Origin of the sequence: Actinosynnema sp. NPDC002837 (assembly GCF_040295345.1) — a bacterium.
Classification (GTDB): Bacteria; Actinomycetota; Actinomycetes; order Mycobacteriales; family Pseudonocardiaceae; genus Actinosynnema.
This window is the reverse complement of the sequence record NZ_JBEOVG010000012.1, coordinates 99,626-118,100: the sequence shown is the minus strand read 5'-3', so window position 1 is coordinate 118,100 and position 18,475 is coordinate 99,626. Positions and strand designations below refer to the sequence as shown.

Genomic DNA, 18,475 nt, shown 5'->3' with positions numbered 1-18,475 from the left:
GGCGGGGCCACCTTCAGGCTCGAACGCTGGCGCCAAACTTGGTTGACTTAGTAAGGTGCAAGGATGACACAACGGTTTGCCGATATCTTGCAGGGCCTCATGGACAACCGCGGACTATCACCCCGGGCTGTTAGCCGCGCATCGGCACGGGCTGAATCGACCATTCTGCAATTGCTCCATGGGAGTGTTCCACCGTCACCGGAAATACTGAAAGATATCGCGCCAGTATTGCAGATCTCCGAAGCCGATTTGCTCGCAGTATCTGGCCTTGCGTCAACGCGAACCGCCAGCGCCCCCAGAACCTACCGTAATTCGGCTGAGATCGGCGAGCTAGTATCGATTGCGAGCTCGCTATCGGATGGACAACTTCGGCGATTGATCGACGTTGCCCGCGACCTGAAGTCGGAAGATCATAACTAGGCCACAAGTCCGCCCCCCGCCCGTCCACTTGGATGGACGGGGGGCGGACTTGTGGGAACTCAACCGAAGTTGAAGGGGTCCCACCTCGCTCCACCCACGTTAAATCCATTCCTGTTCAGAGCATCTCGCGCCACCGACTCCATCCCAGACCCATTCGGCCTATAGTGGCCGGAGAAATTACCGAATTCTGTGATGGATCCGCTTGATACGTCAAACGTGCCGGCCATGATCACAGGCCTACCTCCAGAAAGGCTTGTATGCTCCGCCCATATACCCTCATCGAAAACGCTCTCGTGAAACGTTCTCACTGAACCACCCGGCATCACGACGTAATGGTAATTGCCGTCTTGCAGATTTCCTCCCCTAGTCACCACTGCACTCTCGGGGAGGGGGGCCTGCGGGGTGGCATCCGTGCCAGGGCGTCCCGCAACATACATCCTGCTCTGAACAGTGCTTGGACTGCAATTGTGTACAAGCACCGGAGTTTTACCCGCCAGCACATAGTACGTGTGGACGCCTTCAATGGTGAGGTCGTAGACCAGCTCGAGGTTCGTGTAACGCTTGATGTCGGCGATCTGTGGCGAAGTGCCATCGGCTGAAGTGAGGCGCTGGCCGGGCTTGAGGTCGCCGATGTTGACGAAGCGTCCCTCGGTCTCGACCCATACGGGGTGCCAGGAGGTGGCGTCGATGGTGCCGGTGGTGCCGTCCGCGTTGGTGACGGTGAGGCGGGTCATGTCGTCTTCGTCGTTGTGGACGATGGTGGCGACGACGTTGCGGTCGGTGGTGTGGCCGGTGGTGGGGTCGGTGGCTTTGACCTTGTCGCCGATCTCGACGTCGTTGATCGGTTTGGTCGAGCCGTCGGCCATCAGGACCAGGGTGGTGGCGACGAAGCTGTGCTTGGTCACGCAGCCCTCGCTGCCCCTGGACAGCAGCTTTTGGAACTTCTCGGCGGCGATCCGGGTGACGTCGTCGGTGATGGCCTGGACTCGGCGGAGGACGCCCTTGGCCTTGTCGACGATGCCGGCCAGGCGGCTGACGGCCTTGACGGCGTTGTAGCCGGCTTCGAGGATCTTGGCGGCCTTGCCCCACGGGACGAGGCCGGCGACGAGGCCGCCGCAGGCCCAGATGTCGCCCTTGGTGAAGCAGTCGACGATGTCGTTCCAGCCGGAGATGTCCTTGATGACCTCCCAGGCGACCTCTTTGATCACATCCCACTTGGTCTTGTGCGCGTCGGACAGCGCCCGCTGGTAGTCCTCCCAGGAGATGTCCTCCTCGGCCAGACGGGACCGGACGGCCTCGTCGTTGCCCGCGTTGGCCTGCTGCAACGCACGATCACGAGCACCGAAGGTCGTCTTCTCGTCCTCCCAGTTCGGGCCCTGGATACCCCTATCCGGGCCATTGCACAGGACGCCGTCGGGGCCGCAGTTGTTGACAAGCAGGCCTGTCGGGTCGCTGTAGGTGACCGGGCTGTTGTTCGCGTAGGCGTAGCCGTTGAGCTGTTGCGGATCGTTGTTGTCGATGACCGGGTCCGCGGAGAGGAATCTGCCCGAGGACTGGTCGTAGAGGCGGGCGCCGACCTGGGTCAGGCCCGACTCGTCGTTGCGTCCGCCGACGAAGCCCAGGCGGTCCGGCCAGTCCGGTGGGGCGGCGCCGCGGGTGGCACCGTAGGGGGTTTGGCGACGTTGGGTGACGGTCTGCGCGGCGTCGTTGGCGATGGACAGTTGGTTGGTGCCCTGATGGTCGGGGATCAGCATAAACGCAGGTCAGACTCCGTGGCGACGTTTGACACCCCACACGGTTTGGCGTAGGTCGCACAGCAACCCGCCCTCGTGCTGTACACGCGGCAGATCGGACGACCGGTTGCCCTCCGGTCATCTGTCGCCCTGCGGCGGCAACCCCGAGCGGCTGCGATCCGCGTCCGTGTTCGGAGTTCTCCCCCGCGCCGCGCCGCTGCCGGCCCTCGAGCGACTCAACCGCCACTGACTAAACTGCGGCGGGGACTTCCGCCAATGCGGCCCTGCACCACGTCGCACCGTCCGGCCTGCGCTGGGACCTCCGCACCCCCCATCACTACATGACCGACGCCCTGAGGACGGCATATCGAAGAAGGAGATCATGCGCCGTCTCAAGCGCTACATCGCCCGCGAGGGCTATCGTTCCCGGAGCAGGGTCGAGTGTCCGACGTCGGGGGAGCTGACGAGGTGTTTGCACACTTTCAACCTTCCCAACCAGAAGCACAACCTCGATGCTGACGTCAAAGTCCTGTTCGACTCAGTGGCGAGAGAGTCGTCACCAATTTCAATTGGACCCAGCTTGACATCAATCCCAAAACCTCGATCATCAACCCACTAACCCTTGTCAACGAGCCGCATCCCACATCTTTAAATCGTGCAGAACAAATTGGTTTACGTCACCCAGCCCAACCGTCAACATTTGACATCGACTCGACTGAGAGAAACTTAGTGGTATCCATGGAAGCTCCGGCTTTCTCTTCATATCGCTTTGAGGCGACATAGAGCAAGCCTTCAGCACTTTGAACGGACGGAGAAACAAACGGGGTGAATCCAACACCACTCCGCAAAACTTCCACGTAGACCTCCTCCCCCGCCAGGATGCAGGCACATCTGGCATAGAGGAAATGATCGCCCGTCTGAGCGAACTCGACACCCCTCAGGACAACAGGAATTTGCGCAAAAATCTTTCTGTCGAGATGAAATAGCGCTTCGTGCAGCCTCTCGACGAATCCGGTCAAGTCGCCAAGAGCCAGCGTAGCCAAGCGCGATGATACGTCATACAAGGCAGAAGCGACCTCGCCGGAATCTCGCACCGCGCTGGTACCGATCACCGCCCAGAAGCGAGCCACGTCCAGCCCGGAACTACCAAAGGGTGAGCTGCTCATAGCTTTCGGCCTTCCTTCTTTCCAGGATTCTCTTGCCGGGGGATGCGTAGTCGTTCGACAACTCTACGCCCTGGCCCCGCAGTTCCTGCATGCGCAGGTGTTCAGCTACGAAGAGATCCTCGTCTGTACCACAAACGTGAGTGCAGGTCGCCTCCTCGACACTCTTCAGTCGACCACTGTCGACGTGACTCTGCAAACGACGACCAAGGTTATTCGTTTTTCCTACGTACATCTTCCCGGGGTTAAGCTGATCTTCGAATTCGTAGATCCCTTGTTGGGTCTGTCAAACGAGCGGCTCTGACCCGTAGTCGGTGGTGACGCTGTGTATCTGTCAGGGTAGGAGGATGCGGTGGCGGAGGAGGTCGAACCCGGCGCGTCCGTGCATCTGCCTCATGATCCTTTTGGTGCGGGTGTTGACGCCTTCGGTGCGGCCGTTGTGGTAGGGCAAGGTCACGGCAGCGTCCACAGCGGACCGGTCGATCTCCAGACCGTTGGTGAGACTGCGCAAGTACGGTAAGTCGACGGCGCGGGCCGCTGTGATCCACTCGGTGAGTTTCACGTCGTTGCCCGCGGCCGGTGTCAGCAGGGCGGCGAAGCCACGTACCAGGCCAGCGAGCGCGGTCATCTCCGGGCAGGCCGCGGTGATCTTTTCCAACAACTCCGTGTCCTTCGGGCGCAGGTTGTCGGATTTGGTAAGCAGGAGGCTGCTTGCATGGCGGGAGGTGGTGACGGGGCGCTCGCCTTCGGCGCGGCCCTGGTTGAGGTAGCGGACCAGCAGGTTGGCGCTGCCGGTATAACCCAGCTTCCGGATCTCGGCGAGCAGGCCGGTGACCGGGACCGCGGGATCGGCCGCGCGGCGGGCGCGCAGATGCTCGCGGTAGGGGTCGACCAGCGTCGGGCGGTAGGTCGTGTGGGGTTCCACAACTCTGCATCTGAGCGCTGAGCTGCGGTGATCGCACATCATGAGCCGTAGAGGCAGGATCGCGAGGTGTGGTGCTACGACTGCTGTACCTGATCTTCGTCCGGCTCGTTGGCTGGCTGGTTCTGCTCGGCCGGTCATCGGCGGCCAAGGACGTGGAGCTGCTGGTATTGCGGCACGAAGTCGCCGTACTACGCCGCACCAACCCCCGCCCGCGACTGGAGTGGGCCGATCGCGCGGTGCTCGCCGCCCTGGTGCGCCGACTCCCCCAGATGCTGCGCGAGCACCGTTTGGTGACACCTGGCACCATCCTTCGATGGCACCGGCGCCTGGTCGCGAAGAAGTGGACCTACCCCCACCGCACCGGCCGCGCACCGGCCGACGACACCGTCGTGGCGTTGATCGAGCGTATGGCCCGGGAGAACACCGGCTGGGGCTACCGCAGGATCCAAGGTGAGCTGCTCAAGCTCGGCCACCGGGTAGGCGCTTCAACGGTTCGCCGCGTGCTCAAGCGCCTGCGGATACCACCCGCGCCCCAGCGCGACACCGACACCTCCTGGCGACGATTCCTCCGCGCCCAGGCCGCGAGCATGTTGGCCTGCGACTTCTTCCACGTCGACTGCGCGGTCACCCTCAAGCGCGTGTACGTCTTCTTCGTGATCGAAGTAGCCACCCGCTACGTCCGCATCCTCGGCGCCACCACCAACCCCGATGGTCCTTGGACCACCCAGCAGGCCCGCAACCTGCTGATGGACCTGGCCGATCGGGCCGACGACTTCCGGTTCCTCATCCGGGACCGGGCCGGCCAGTTCACCGCCTCGTTCGACGCTGTCCTCTCCGGCGCAGGCATCAAGGTCGTGAAAATCCCACCACGCTGCCCGAGAGCCAACGCCCACGCCGAACGGTTCATCGGCGCCATCAGACGCGAAGCCACCGACCGACTACTCATCATCAACGAACACCACCTGCGAGCGGTCCTGGACCGCTACACAGCCCACTACAACCACCGCCGACCCCACCAGGCGCTACAGCTCGCACCACCGCGACCGGACCAGCCGATCACACAGCCGCGCTGCACCTCGATACGTCGCCGACCAGTCCTCGGCGGCCTCATCAACGAGTACGAACCCACAGCCGCCTAACCGCAGGTCAGGCCATGTGGCTGACTTTGGTACCCCACAGGCCGACCACGGACCATCCGCTCGATCCGACTCCTGGTGCTGCGCCTGGCGCGGGAGAACCCCACCTGGGGTTACCACCGAATCCACGGAGAACTGCTCGTACTCGGCATCAAGGTCGCCGCCTCCACCGTCTGGCAGATCCTCAAGGACGCAGGGATCGACCCGGCACCCGAGCGCACTACGACGACCTGGTCGGCCTTCCTCCGCTCGCAGGCCGCCGCACTTCTGGCCTGCGACTTCTTCGAGACCTCCACCTTGAGCGGCGCCCGTCTGTACGTGCTCACGGTGATCGAGCACGCCAGCCGCCGGATCCGCGTCCTCGGCGCCACAGCTCACCCGACCGCCTCCTGGGTCACCCAAGCCGCCAGGAACCTCGCCATGGACCTCGAAGCCGAGGGCCGACGCGCGCGGTTCCTGATCCGCGACCGGGACGGGAAGTTCCCGGCGCTGTTCGACGCCGTCCTCGCCGACGCGGGCATCCAAGTCGTTCTCAGCGGCGTCCGGATCCTGTGAGGTGCCGCGCCTCTGCACGGGGGGGTGCTTAGCTGCGGCGATCGCGCATGACGTGCTGCAGGAGCATGATCGTGAGGCGTGGCGCTACGACTGCTTTACCTGATCTTCGTTCGGGTCGTCGACTGGATGGTTCTGCTGGGTAGGTCATCGGCGGCCAAGGAAGTGGAGTTGCTGGTGCTGCGGCACGAAGTCGCCGTGCTGCGCCGGGCCAACCCTCGCCCGCGGTTGGACTGGGCCGATCGTGCGGTGCTCGCCGCGTTGGTGCGACGCCTACCCACCTGGTTACGGCAACACCGGTTGGTGACGCCGGGCACCGTCCTGCGGTGGCATCGGCGACTGGTTGCACAGAAGTGGACCTACCCGAACCGCACCGGCCGACCACCGATGGACGATGCCGTGGTGGCGTTGATCGAGCGGATGGCCCGGGAGAACGCCGGGTGGGGCTACCGCAGGATCCAGGGCGAGCTGCACAAGCTCGGCCATCGGGTAGCCGCCTCAACCGTGCGCCGTGTGCTCAAGCGCCTATGCATACCGCCCGCGCCCCAGCGCGACAGCGGCACCTCCTGGCGGCGGTTCCTGCACGCTCAGGCCGCGAGCCTGGTGGCCTGCGACTTCTTCCACGTCGACTGCGCGGTCACCCTCAAGCGGGTCTACGTGTTCTTCGTGATCGAGGTCGCCACCCGCTACGTCCACATCCTCGGCGCCACCACCACCCCCGATGGACCCTGGACGACCCAACAGGCCCGCAACCTGCTCATGAACCTGGGTGACCGGGCCGACGACTTCCGGTTCCTCATCCGCGACCGGGCCAGCCAGTTCACCACATCGTTCGACGCGGCCTTCTCCGGCGCCGGCATCCAGGTCGTGAAGAGCCCACCACGGTGTCCACGAGCCAACTGCTACGCCGAAAGGTTCATCGGAACCGTCAGGCGAGAAGTCACCGACCGCCTGCTCATCATCAACGAGCACCACCTGCGGGCCGTGCTGAACCGCTACGCGGCCCACTACAACCACCGCAGACCCCACAGAGCACTGCAACTCTTGCCACCACGACCGGACCAGCCGATCCCAGAACCGGGCCACATCTCGCTACGCCGCCGACCGGTCCTCGGCGGCCTGATCAACGAGTACGAACCGACAGCAGCCTAACCACAGGTCAGGCCCTGTGGCCGACTATTGGCACCCCACACGCTCACATTGCCCGTCTTAGTTGGCTGGCCAGAGTTTGCGGGAGTAGCCGCTGGCCGCTATGACACACCTCGACCTCGCGGGCGACTTGTGGAAGTTGGTCGTCATCACCACCGTCCACGGGTCGGCAGCGAGCTCGGGCAGTTCGTCGTCGCTTACCCCGCCGAGGCCAGCTTCATACGCCCACCACGTCGGACAGCGCGTCACCAGGCCGTGGCCGAGCGAGCCGCGATCCGACCGACAGCTCTTCTCAGCGGGAACTGGACCTCAGGTTCGCCCAGATGGACGCGGATCAAGCTGTCCGCGAGTCGATTCCGTGGCTACGTAGGTCAGAACTGGCTCTGGCTCAAGTTCTGTGGAGCGGTGACGTTGCGTGATCAGGACTGGTGGAGATCACAGCGGCTTTGCCTCATGATCGACATCATGGCGAACCGTGTGCTCGGACCACTTGGATGCGGCCTGTGCCGCTCGAAAAGTCATCGCCGCTGGTAGAGCGTGGGCACCGTCGTCTTTGGGAGCATGGCCGAATGATCGTGTCCCTGCTGTACAAGACGACCCGGAGGTTGCTGTCCGTTCCGGCGGTGCTGCTGCGCAGCCAAGCGGCGAAGGATGCCGAACTGCTCGTGCTGCGCCACGAGAACGCCGTACTCCGTCGGCAACTCGCGAGTCCAGTCCGCTACGAGCCCGCAGACTGGCTCTGGTTCGCCGCCCTATCCGGCTTGGTGGATCGTCGACGTTGGTCGGAGATCTTTCCAGTCACCCCGGGCACCCTGCTCGCCTGGCACCGCAGACTCGTGGCCCGCAGGTGGGACTACTCCGCTCGTCGACGCACCGGACGCCCACCAACCCGAGCGGCGGTAATGACGCTCGTGCTGCGGCTCGCCGGGGAGAACCCGCGGTGGCGTTATCGGCGGATCCAGAGTGAACTGGCCCGACTCGGCCACCGCGTCGCCTACTCGACGGTCTGGCGGATCCTGCACGACGCGGGCATCGACCCGGCACCACGCCGTTGCGGCCCAACCTGGCGACAGTTCCTCACCTCCCAGGCCCAGGGCATCATCGCGGCCGACCTCGGACATCGGACGGAGTCCCTGCGCTTCCCCTACGTGACCGCGACGGCAAGTACAGCCAGACGTTCGACACCGTCTTCCAGGCCGACGACCTGCACGTGATCAAGAGCGCACCCCAGGCGCCCCGAATGAACGCCCACCGCGAACGGGTCATCGGCACCATCCGACGCGAACTCCTCGACCACATCCTCATCACCGGCGAAGCCCACGCACGACGAGTCCTCAAGACCTACGAAGACCACTACGACCGACACCGACCCCACCAAGCCCGCGACCAATTACCACCCGAAGCCCAGCAGCACCTCACCGCAGTACACAACCTCGACACCCACAGACCGCTCCGCACCCGCATCCTCGGCGGCCTCATCAACGATTACAAAAATGCCGCCTGACCAGCAGCGATGACTTTTCGAGCGATACAGGGCCTCGGGGCGCGCCACTAGGAACACGGTGCGTTCGTGTCGGTACCACGGGGAAGCAGTGCAAGCTCTTCTTGGCGGAAATCGCGCGCGGCCACCCGGCACAGGTGGGAGAACCACACGGCATCGTCCAGGGCGACAGTGGTGACGCTCACCTCGTCGAAGACAATGAGCGAAGAGTCACCGGACAGGTAGACTTTCAGCCTAAATCCCTCGACCGTCAGATCTGCGATTTTGCGACCTTCAGGCTGGCGCCAGAAGTTGACGTGACCGGTCGACGACCCGTACTCGGTATCCACGCCCACCAGTAGTCCGTTAGCGGTGAAGCCCCGGATGTTGCTTACTTCGTTGGCCGGGATACTCTGGGTATGATGTCCGGTGTCGGCGTTCCATACGTCGATGCGACCAACTCTTGTCATCGCGGCTAGTTGGGTACCGTCCGGTGAGAACTCAGGCTGAAATGAAACTTCAAGTGTGTCGCCGTGGCGGAGGTTGGCGCTGATCTCGACGCGAGGCTTTCTTGTACGAAGGTCCCATAGTCGCAAGGTTCCGTCGCGGTGCGCGACCGCGATCTCGTCGGGATGCCCTGGGCGGACCCGAGTCACGTTGTAGCCTGCCAGCCATTCGCGATCCGCTTGGATTTCTGCGAGGTCCAGCGGTTCGCCGATCATCACTCCGCTTTCGATATCCCAGGTGGTGACCTTGCCCAGGTATGAGGTGAGCAGTCGGTTGCCTTCGACGGTGGCCGTGGAGGGCTTCGATGCGTATTGAGGGTTTGGGGTCGAACCGAGGTCGGCAGTGGGAAGATCGAATCGATGACGGAGTACCAGTTCGGGGTAGGAGAACAGCGACACGGTCCGTACATCACGTCGGAGGCTCGTCACCTCGAGCCAATCGCCGATGAATCCGACCGCATACAAGGTGTGCCCGTCGGGCAGAGCCGAGGCTTGCACACGGGATACTTCCTTGCCGGTCGTGTTGTCGATCACGGCGGCGTCGTTGCCGTCGATCCGTGCGATCAGCGTGTCATGGATCGCAGTGACGGTACTCCACGGTGCTGCGGGCGGCGGCAATGCGGACGGCGGATTGTTGTAGCGGACCAGAGATCGGCCGAAGGCGGCAATGACACCAAGCTTTCCTGATACGTCACTGAAGGTACCTATCAAGCGCATGCGCGTCGCCCGGTCCTCCCGGAGCACTGGCCGGGGAAGCGCAGGTGTGACGAATGTGTGCGACTTGCCGGTGGTGACGTCGGTAATCTTGAGTCTGGTGAAGTCCGGAGGTTCGGCGCTGAAGGGGCGCTCGACCACGAAACTTCTCCCCGCTTCGAGTCTGACTTGGTCGCAGCTCTGCATCCGGATCGTGCGCTGAAGCGCGTTGTTCATGGTGTCGAACACCGAAAGCTGGTAGACGTTCGGCGTGTCGGAGGCGTTGTTGCATGTATAGTAGTAGGCACCCAGGCGGGCGACAACACTTCCTGCGGGCAGGACAGCGCGTTCCGTACCGGTAGTCGGGTTGTGTACCGAGATCACCACGTCCGCATCATCGGTGATTGTTGAGTTCGCGTCACTCGGCGCGGACCTGCGCAACAGCACCTCGTCACCGTGCAGCCACGCGGCCGTCACGTTCGTCGGATCAAGGCGGTGCGGTATCTGTTGGCGTGTTCCCAGATCCCAGAGCTCGATTCGTCCCGTACCGACCCAGACAAGTCGGCTGCTTTCGGCGTCGAACGACAGCGACTGTCCGTTGCTGGCTGGCCCGGTGCGCAGCACGGCTGGCGTTGCCCGCTGCCGCAGATCCCACAGCAACAAGCGGGTTCCGTCGTCGGCGACCAGCCAGCGGCCGTCCGGGCTCAGTGAGAAGGTGGCGTCCGCCGGGGCGTCGGTTGGGGCCCAGAGTCGAGGTTCGTCGTGGGCCAGGCCGGTTACGACCGTCATGTCGTTCCCGTCGGATATCAGCACGGTGTCGCCGTCGGCGCTCAGATCCAAACCCTGCAGGTTCTCGTCGGCCAGGTCGGCGAACACCCGGTCTGCCTGTGCCAGCCCGGGATACTGCTTCAGCAGGGCCGCTCGGGCCTCTTCGCCCTCGGGATCCGCACGGTAGGCGGCCAGCGCGAGCTGCAGCGCGTCGGTAGGCGCGTTGTGCTGCCTGCTGATCGACTCGGCCGCGAGCACCCGTGCGATGGCCTGCGCGGCCTGCCTGGCCAACTCGTCGCCGCGACGTTGGGCCAGTCCCGTCAGCACCGCCACGACCAGTAGCAGCACGGTGAGCACGGCGACCGTGGTCTGCAACCGCCGCACCGAGCGTCGGCGGTGGGTTCGACTCGCGGCCAGGTACTCGCGCTGCTCCGCAGTCAGTTCGGCGGTGTCCCACTTGTCGGCCTGAGCCAGTTCGGCGCCGCCGAGCAGGGATCCGCGGTCGCGTTCCGTCGCCCGCCATCGCGCGATCCTGGTGTCCAGGTGTTCTTGCCATGTTCGCAGGTCTCGCGCGTCGGCCAGCCACTCCCGCAGCCGGTCCCAGTGATCGATCAGCGCCTGGTGAGCGAGGTCGACGACAGGTTCGCCGCCGAGCGTGTGGCCGGTCACGACCAGGCGTGTCCGGGCCAGACGGCCGGCGACCCCGGCCAACGCGGGATCGAGGTCGCGGACGCGCACCGACCGGCGGACGAACCTGCCGTCTACGTCGGGTCTGGCCAGTTGGACCAGCAACCGTCGCACCGCATCGTCATCGGCGAACTCGTCGGACCACACTCCGTCGGCGTAGCGGGACAGCGCGCCGGCGATGCCGCCGATCTCCCGGTACCCGTCGACGGTCAACACGCCATGGTGACGCGCCCACATCAGGTCGAGGGTGAACTGCGCCAGCGGCAGCGCGCCGGGCTCACCGCCCGCGTCCCGCAGCACGAGGTCGACCAAGCCCGGCTCATGCCAGGCGCCCGGCGCGGCGGTGATGGCCTCACGCAGCTGTTCGGAGGTCATCGGCGCCAGCACGAACAGACCGTCGGCCAGCGCACGACCGGCCTCCGAGGCGAGCAGCCGGTCCAGCGACGCGGGCCGCAGCGTCACCACCGTGCGCGCATCCCGGACCCACCGCAGCAGCTCGACCGCCCGGTCCGGATCAAGTTCGGCCAACTCCTCGAACTGGTCCACGAACAGCAGCACGTCATCGGCCACTGCGCGTATCCGTCCGGGCTCCAGCAGCGCCGCGAGCCGACGTTCACGGGCCAGCCGCTCGGCGCGGTCGAGACCCGGCGCGAGCATCGGCAGGAGCGCGGCGGCGAGCAGGTCCGCCACACCTACGTCCTCCTCGGGCCGCAGGATCGCGACCGGGCCGGTCATCCGCGGCAACAGGCCGGCGCGCACCAGCGACGACTTACCGACCCCTGACGGACCGGTCACCGCCACCAGGGATCTGCGCGCCACCGCCTCGACCAGCCGTTCCGTCTCCTCCTTCCGCCCGTGGAACACAGCCGCGTCGCCCACGTCGAAAGGACGCAGCCCTCGGTACGGCGACGGCACCAGGGCGGACACGCCGTCCAAGAACGTCGACGGCGGCAGGCAATAGGCGGTGGTGGCGCGAGGCTGAGCCGCAACCGCCATGCCTACGATCCCGCCGGCATCGTCGTCCCACACCGGCGCACCGCTGAAGCCCTGCCGCACCCGTTGACCGCCGGCGTCCACCTCCACCTGCACCCAGCCGGCGCCCGTCGGCCCGAGCAACCGCGCGGTCAGCCACACTCCGTCGTCGTTGTCCCTGGGGAAGCCGAACACCCGGACCGGCCGATGCCAGCCGTCCCCCAGATTGATGACAGGAGCCGGCGCGGTTCCCGGGACAGGCGCAGGCAATCGCACCAGCGCGACGTCGAGTTCCGGCCGCCACTCGACCACCCGCGCTAACCCACCCGGAATACCGGGTACCAGCGGGAACTCCAACCGCACTGCGGTTTGAGCGGAGCCCACAACGTGCGCACAAGTGACCACGAGGTCCGACGCCACCAGGAACCCGGCACCAACCACGCCGCCGTCCGCGCTCCGAACCCGGACCACGGCCTGATTGAGCAGCACCGACATGACCGCAACGTACCCAATCGATCACTCATCGTGCATCGAATCGGTCGATGCGTACCCGACCGCTGCAGCCGGGACGATGGTCGGAATGAAACCCTGTGGGGTGTCAGAACTCTGCACTGGAATGCTGAGCTGCGACGATCGTGCACGCCGGCCCCCAGAGCATGATCGTGAAATATGGCATCACGACTGCCGTACCTGATCTTCACCCGCCTCGGCAACTGGCTAGTAGGACTTCGTTAGGTCGGGTGTGGGGTGTGTCGGTGGTGTGATCTTCTATGGCGGTGAGGCCGGAGGAGATGGCGCTGGTTCGCCCGGTGATCGAGGACTTCGCCGCAGGCATGTTCGGCGGCTTCGCCCGGCGTGACCAGCGAGCCAAGGGCGAGTTGTACCTGCGTGGCCTGTTGTTGGACGGCAAGCGCAAGTCCATGCAGCCGATGGGTGAGCGTCTCGGGGTGGATCACCAGCAGTTGCAGCAGTTCGTCACGACCTCGACGTGGGATCACGTCGAGGTGCGTCGGCGGTTGGCTGTGTGGGCGCGGGACTTCGTCGATCCGGACGCGTTCGCGGTCGACGACACCGCGTTTCCCAAGGACGGGAACTCCTCGCCCGGGGTGGCGCGGATGTACTGCGGGGCGTTGGGCAAGACCGCGAACTGCCAGGTCGGGGTCAGCGTGCACGCGGTGACGGACTGGGCGTCGGCGGCGCTGGACTGGCGGCTGTTCCTGCCCGAGTCCTGGGACGACCGCAAGCACACCGACCCGGACCAGGCCGCCGAAACCCGGCGCAGGCGGCAACGGTGCGCGATCCCGGACGACCAACGGCACCGGGAGAAGTGGCGCCTGGCGCTGGACATGATCGACGAACTCATCGAGTGGGGCCTGCCCGCGCGACCCGTGGTCGCCGACGCCGGCTACGGCGACGCCTCCGGCTTCCGCCAAGGACTCACCGACCGCGGCCTGACCTACGTCGTGGCGGTCAACCCGATCGCCACCGCCCACCCCGCCACGGCGGTGCCGGTCACAGCCGCCTACGGCGGGACCGGCCGCCGACCCGAACCCCGCTACCCCGACCCGCCCGTCGACCTGAAGACCCTGTCCATGACCGCGGGCCGGTCGGCGGGGAAATTCGTCGTCTGGCGCCACGGCTCCCACAAGAGCCCGACCAATCCCACCGGACGGATGCGGTCACGGTTCCTCGCACTGCGGGTCCGCCCGGCCAACCGCCACATCCCGCGCAACCCCGACGGCAGTCTCCCGGAGTGCTGGCTGCTCGCGGAATGGCCCACCGGCGCCGCCGAGCCCACCGACTACTGGCTGTCCACCCTCCCGCCCGACATCCGCCTGCGCGACCTGGTCAAGATCGCCAAGATCCGCTGGCGCATCGAACACGACTACCGCGAACTCAAAGACGCCCTCGGCCTGGACCACTTCGAAGGCCGCTCCTGGCTCGGCTGGCACCGCCACGTCACCCTCGCCTCCGTCGCCCAGGCCGTCTGCACGCAGCTGCGCCGCACCCCAAAAGCCCCTGCGCAGGGCTGACGCTCTACGCCGTCCTGCGCCACCTCCAACACTTACTCGCGGTCTGGACCGGCCACTGTCACACCTGCCGACAACCCGTCCAGACCACAAGCAGCCCGACAAAACCCCAGCTCAACAGCACCTAACGAAGTCCTACTAGTCCCGCTCAGCGGGCCGTCCGCGGCCAAGGACGCCGAACTGCTCGTACTGCGGCACGAAGTCGCCCTGCTACGCCGGACCAACCCCCGCCCGCAGTTGGAATGGCCGATCGAGCTGTGCTCGCCGCGCTGGTTCGCCGACTCCCCCATTGGCCGCGCGAGCACCGGTTGGTGACACCGGGAACCATCCTGCGATGGCACCGGCGCCTGGTCGCGAGGAAGTGGACCTATCTCAATCGCGGCCGACCTCGGATCGACGACACCGTCGTGGCGTTGATCAAGCGCATGGCACGGGGGGCACCAAATCACGATCCTGGAACGCCAACTGGGCAGGGCCCGTCCGCGGTTCTCCCCCGGCGACCGGGTGTTCCTCGCGGCACTGCTGCACCGACTCCCGGCCGCCACGCTTCACCGACTCCGGCTACTGGTCCGTCCGGAGACGGTGCTGCGGTGGCACCGGGACCTCATCGCACGCCGCCACGCAGCCAGATCCCGCCCCAAGCGGCCCCGCAGACCACGAACCGTCCGCTCCATCCGCCTCCTGGTGCTGCGTCTGGCGCACGAGAACCCTGCCTGGGGCTACCGCCGCATCCACGGTGAACTCCTCGTTCTCGGCATCAGAATCGCCGCGTCCACCATCTGGCGGATCCTCCAGGACGCCGCATCGACCCTGTGCCGCTCGAAAAGTCATCGTCGCTGGTAGAGCGAGGCTGTCACGGTGTTGGAGCATGTCTGGGTGATCCTGTTTTTGCTGTACGAGGTCGCCCGGAAGCTGTTGTCGGTCCCGTCGGTGCTGCTACGCGGCGAGGCGGCGAAGGGCGCCGAGCTGCTCGTGCTGCGGCACGAGAACGCGGTCCTCCGTCGGCAACTGGCGGGTCCGGTCCGCTACGAACCCGCGGACCGGTTCTGGTTCGCCGCACTGGCCGGGCTGGTAGATCGACGCTCCTGGACCACATCCTGATCACCGGCGAAGCCCACGCACGACACGTCCTCAAGACCTACGAAGACCACTACAACCGGCACCGACCCCACCAAGCCCGCGACCAACTACCACCCGAAGCCCTACAGCACCCTGCCGCGGTACACGACCTCGACACCCACAGACCGCTCCGCACCCGCATCCTCGGCGGCCTCATCAACGATTACAAGAATGCCGCCTGACCGGCAGCGATGACTTTTCGAGCGGCACAACATCCAGCGCTGTACCGGCACCAACGGCACCTGCCACTGGTCGAAGATGATCTACTCGCCCCTCGCTCGGCGGGTCCGCCCAGCGGATCAGCCCGCCGGGCAGCGTCGGCACGTCCTGCTCGTGATCGAGCGCGGGAGGCGCTGCGGGGGCCGCCTCACGCGGCCACGACCACTCAGGGACCGGTTGCCCGGTATCCGGCTCACAGCTTCACGGCGATGACGTTCATCGCGCTCGTCACGAGCCGGTCGGTTTCGTCGAGGACCGCTTGCGGTGGGGCTGCGGCGAGGTAGAACCAATCGACGGCGACGTCGACGCGGGTGGAGCCGAAGATCGCCGCGTAGTGGTGGATGGTGACGACGAGGGCTGTTCCCTTCACCTGTCCCAGTGCGGTGAGGGTCCGCTTTCGTGCCAGGGGGAAGTCGGACGCGGGTCGTGGGGTGATGTAGCAGTCCAGGTAGCCGTTGCCCTCCGTGCTGGGTTGTCGGAAGTTGGCGCATGCCTGGTTCTCGGCGTCGAGGTCGGCGAAGCCGGGGTACGCAGCCGAGTACGAGGTGACGGCCACCCTGATCCCAGCGCCGTTCGGGATGTCACCCATCGGGAAGGTGAACCGCTGCTCGACCTCCGCTGTCCGAGGCAGGGCCTTCTCGTTCACCGTCGCCCGTTTGACGGCTTCATCGCAGGTGGCGGGAGTGCGGGTCGACGAGCTGTCCGGGAGGGTGGGCACGTTCTGCGCGCCGGGCGGCAGCACGGCGGGCACGTCGGCCAGGGCTGCGGTGGCGGCGTCCTGGTCCAGGGGGCGCGGGGTGTCCGCGGGGGCGACCGGAGGGGTCTTCGCAGCCGCGGACGGGGTGGCGAGGTCTGAGAGGTCGCGCTCGGCCACCGTGACGCTCGTCAGGCCGCCCGCCACGAGCAGCAGGGCCAGCAGCGCGGTGAGACCTGCCGTGCCCGTGGCCCAGCGGACCGCCCCACGTCGTGGTTGCGGGCGTCGCACCGCGGCCGCGAGCAGCGCGGTCAGCGGTGTGGTGCCGATCAGTGCCAGCAACAGCAGCCAGCCCGGTTGTTGCAGTGTGCCCCGGAAGAGGTCCGAGCGGACGCCGTAGCCGAACCGCAGCACCGCGTACTGGACGGCACCGGCCGACGCCGCCGCGAGTAGTCCACACAGGACTGATGTGGGCGCGGCGGACAGCGCGCCGCCGTTGACCACGGCCACGACCACGGCGGTGACCAACCCGGCGAGTGCGCAGACCCACCAGGCCTGGTAGGTCAGGAAGCCGTGCCGGGGATCGGAAAGATCACCGCCCGAGCGGAAGTACCACGACAACGCCGAGGCCGTGCCACCGGTCACGGCGGCCATCCCGATCACCGCCGGGACGGGGCCTCGCAGGTGGGAGCGCGGGACGACGAGCGCCAGCCCGACGAGCGCCAAGGCCGCCGCGTAGCGCCAGATCCCGTGGTGGCCGTTGACGACAAGCAACCACCGGATCGACTCGACACCCCCGATCGCGACGTGGATCACCGCGGCCGAGGTGATCGTGCCCCAGGCCGCCGCGAGGGCGGCCGTCACGGCGAGCACCGCGCCGAACCCGCCCAGGCGCGGGCGGTTGTGCCTGGCAAGACGGGTGGCCATCCCCGAGGTCAGCAGGGCGACCGCGAACGCGATGACCACCAGGCCGGGCACCGACAGCAGCAGGCCACGTCCGGAGAGGGCGACGATGGTGGTGATCACGCCGGGTGGTTGGAGAAAGTAACCGACGACCAGCCCCACCACGGCGCCGGCCAGCGGACCGGTCCACCCGGACGGCCCGGACATCGCCCGTCCGGTCCACGCCGGCACCACCACCGACGCCCACAGCAGGGCCGCCACGACCGGGGCCCAGGTGGTCGTATCGGTGTCGATGGTCCACTGCAGGCTGGTCGAGGCGGTGAAAACGACATGGTAGGCCGCCATGGCCACGACGCCGACCGCGGCGGTGAAGACGAATCCACCTTCCCGCTCGCGCGCGTCCGGGTCGAGGGCGAGCCGGTCGGCGGCTGTGGGATGGGTGGCGAACACGCCCGCCCTGCGTTTCCCCGAAGGCCGGATCAGGGCGGTCAACGCGGTCGGGTCGGCCGTCACCTCCAGCACGTGGCGGTCCGCGGCCAGTTCGCGACGGCGCAGCAGCCCTGCACGCAGCACGAACATCACCAGCGCCACGACCACCGCTGCGACCAGCGCCCCTCCATAGAGCTCCCACACCACCGCGGGTATGCCGGCCAACGGGAGCAGGGCCAGCAGCAGGGCGGGTACCGCCAGCCACCCCGCCCACCACACGGCCGAAGCCCACAGCACGTCGCGCGACCGGACGTGGCCCAGCTCGTGGACCGCCACCGCGTCGAACGCGGCCGGGTCGGTGTAGGCGTAGGCCAGCGGGACCACCACCCACGGGCGCGTTCCGGGCAGGCCCGTGGTGAACGCCTGCGTCACACCGGTCCCCGGTGGCGCGGGCACGAGGCGTGGTCGGTTCCGCCCGGTCAGCCCTTGGCTGTCGCACAGCACGGCGAACCGATCGGCCAGCCGCTGCGAGGCCGCAGGCGCCCCGGCGATCCGGCCCGGTCGCAACCGCCACCGCGTGCCGATGCCGCCCACCAGCATGAGCAGCCACGCGGTCACCGGCAGTGCGACCGCACCCGCGAGGGCGGCGAGGGCTTGCACACGCGAGTAGTCCCCCATGCACGACCCGTACGCGGCCTGGTCGAGCGTCACCGGGTCGCCGCCGTACACCGAGATCCCGTTGCGCACCAGGCAAGCGTGCGAGGGTGCGACGTCACCGAGGTCGAGGGTGATGGACAGGACCTGGCCGGCACCCGCCCCGATAACGGCCAACGCGGTACCCACCAGGACGTAGACCCACCACAAGCGGGGCGGTGCGGCAGCCCGTGCCGGCACACC

Annotated in this window: 13 protein-coding genes and 1 pseudogene; 8 read left to right on the top strand and 6 right to left on the bottom strand. The window is 66.6% G+C overall.

Features of this window, described 5'->3' with window-relative positions:
- Window positions 1–479 precede the first annotated feature (479 nt).
- From ABTZ99_RS11920 to ABTZ99_RS11905, 4 genes and pseudogenes are all read right to left on the bottom strand, one after another.
- Window positions 480–2,174: an RHS repeat-associated core domain-containing protein gene (locus ABTZ99_RS11920; RefSeq protein WP_499610726.1), complete on the bottom strand. Its 1,695-nt coding sequence runs from the start codon at window positions 2,172–2,174 to the stop codon at window positions 480–482.
- A 656-nt stretch (window positions 2,175–2,830) separates the two neighbouring features.
- Window positions 2,831–3,319: a DUF4240 domain-containing protein gene (locus ABTZ99_RS11915; protein ID WP_499610724.1), complete on the bottom strand. Its 489-nt coding sequence runs from the start codon at window positions 3,317–3,319 to the stop codon at window positions 2,831–2,833.
- Window positions 3,297–3,587: a GIY-YIG nuclease family protein gene (locus ABTZ99_RS11910; protein WP_499610812.1), complete on the bottom strand. Its 291-nt coding sequence runs from the start codon at window positions 3,585–3,587 to the stop codon at window positions 3,297–3,299. Before ABTZ99_RS11910 ends, ABTZ99_RS11915 begins: the two co-directional genes overlap by 23 nt.
- Before the next feature lie 63 nt (window positions 3,588–3,650).
- Window positions 3,651–4,223: pseudogene (locus ABTZ99_RS11905) on the bottom strand (transposase); the annotation flags it as partial.
- Window positions 4,224–4,309: 86 nt separating this feature from the next.
- On the opposite strand from ABTZ99_RS11905, the gene ABTZ99_RS11900 reads away from it, so the two are divergent.
- The 5 genes from ABTZ99_RS11900 (at window position 4,310) to ABTZ99_RS11880 (ending at window position 8,582) form a co-directional block, all read left to right on the top strand.
- Complete coding sequence (locus tag ABTZ99_RS11900) at window positions 4,310–5,380, top strand: integrase core domain-containing protein (protein ID WP_499610721.1); 1,071 nt, start codon at window positions 4,310–4,312, stop codon at window positions 5,378–5,380.
- Between the two features lie 75 nt (window positions 5,381–5,455).
- Window positions 5,456–5,932: a transposase family protein gene (locus tag ABTZ99_RS11895; protein WP_499610719.1), complete on the top strand. Its 477-nt coding sequence runs from the start codon at window positions 5,456–5,458 to the stop codon at window positions 5,930–5,932.
- A gap of 78 nt (window positions 5,933–6,010) precedes the next feature.
- Window positions 6,011–7,081, top strand: coding sequence for an integrase core domain-containing protein (locus ABTZ99_RS11890; RefSeq protein ID WP_499610717.1), 1,071 nt, complete (start codon window positions 6,011–6,013; stop codon window positions 7,079–7,081).
- A gap of 566 nt (window positions 7,082–7,647) precedes the next feature.
- A complete protein-coding gene (locus ABTZ99_RS11885) occupies window positions 7,648–8,292 on the top strand; it encodes a transposase (protein ID WP_499610714.1) in 645 nt (214 codons plus the stop codon).
- Window positions 8,289–8,582: an integrase core domain-containing protein gene (locus ABTZ99_RS11880; RefSeq protein WP_499610712.1), complete on the top strand. Its 294-nt coding sequence runs from the start codon at window positions 8,289–8,291 to the stop codon at window positions 8,580–8,582. The genes ABTZ99_RS11885 and ABTZ99_RS11880 overlap by 4 nt, the downstream gene beginning before the upstream one ends.
- Before the next feature lie 47 nt (window positions 8,583–8,629).
- Here ABTZ99_RS11880 and ABTZ99_RS11875 read toward each other — a convergent pair whose 3' ends face one another.
- Window positions 8,630–12,679 carry an nSTAND1 domain-containing NTPase gene (locus ABTZ99_RS11875; RefSeq protein ID WP_499610710.1) on the bottom strand — a complete coding sequence of 1,350 codons (4,050 nt, stop codon included), beginning with the start codon at window positions 12,677–12,679 and terminating at the stop codon, window positions 8,630–8,632.
- A gap of 281 nt (window positions 12,680–12,960) precedes the next feature.
- Here ABTZ99_RS11875 and ABTZ99_RS11870 point away from each other — a divergent pair, with 281 nt between their 5' ends.
- The 3 genes from ABTZ99_RS11870 to ABTZ99_RS11860 all read left to right on the top strand — a co-directional run bounded on the left by ABTZ99_RS11870 (window position 12,961) and on the right by ABTZ99_RS11860 (window position 15,515).
- Window positions 12,961–14,217, top strand: coding sequence for an IS701 family transposase (locus tag ABTZ99_RS11870; RefSeq protein WP_499610809.1), 1,257 nt, complete (start codon window positions 12,961–12,963; stop codon window positions 14,215–14,217).
- 873 nt (window positions 14,218–15,090) lie between these two features.
- Window positions 15,091–15,315, top strand: a complete 225-nt coding sequence (locus tag ABTZ99_RS11865) for a hypothetical protein (RefSeq protein ID WP_499610820.1) — start codon at window positions 15,091–15,093, stop codon at window positions 15,313–15,315.
- Window positions 15,261–15,515, top strand: a complete 255-nt coding sequence (locus ABTZ99_RS11860; RefSeq protein WP_499610806.1) for an integrase core domain-containing protein — start codon at window positions 15,261–15,263, stop codon at window positions 15,513–15,515. Before ABTZ99_RS11865 ends, ABTZ99_RS11860 begins: the two co-directional genes overlap by 55 nt.
- Window positions 15,516–15,745: 230 nt before the next feature.
- Here ABTZ99_RS11860 and ABTZ99_RS11855 read toward each other — a convergent pair whose 3' ends face one another.
- Window positions 15,746–18,325 (bottom strand): M48 family metalloprotease, encoded by a 2,580-nt coding sequence (locus ABTZ99_RS11855; RefSeq protein ID WP_499610708.1) that lies wholly within the window; start codon window positions 18,323–18,325, stop codon window positions 15,746–15,748.
- Window positions 18,326–18,475 lie beyond the last annotated feature (150 nt).